This window comes from Rhizobium sp. SVR5-2C (genome assembly GCF_056755115.1).
On the sequence record NZ_JBNDHT010000387.1, the window covers coordinates 1 to 276 of the forward strand.

The window sequence follows — 276 nt, forward strand, 5'->3', positions numbered from 1 at the left end:
GTGGTAAGCAACACCGCAACCGTCTCGCGCGTCATTAACGATCTCGGGGAGAACGCCTGGGTTGAGCTGCCTATCGACCAGCCGGTGCCGGGCGATCTGGTGAAGCTGGCGGCCGGCGACATGATCCCCGCGGATTTACGTATTCTTCAGGCGCGGGATCTGTTCGTGGCGCAGGCCTCGCTGACCGGCGAATCTCTGCCGGTAGAAAAAGTGGCGCGCACCCGCGACCCGCAGCAGATGAACCCGCTCGAGTGTGACACCCTCTGCTTTATGGGC

General features: G+C 63.0%; 1 protein-coding gene. It reads left to right on the forward strand.

Annotated elements, in window-relative coordinates; translation table 11 throughout:
* The coding region (locus ACPYOI_RS36200; RefSeq protein ID WP_481424188.1) for a P-type ATPase actuator domain-containing protein at positions 1–276 on the forward strand (276 nt) is incomplete at both ends.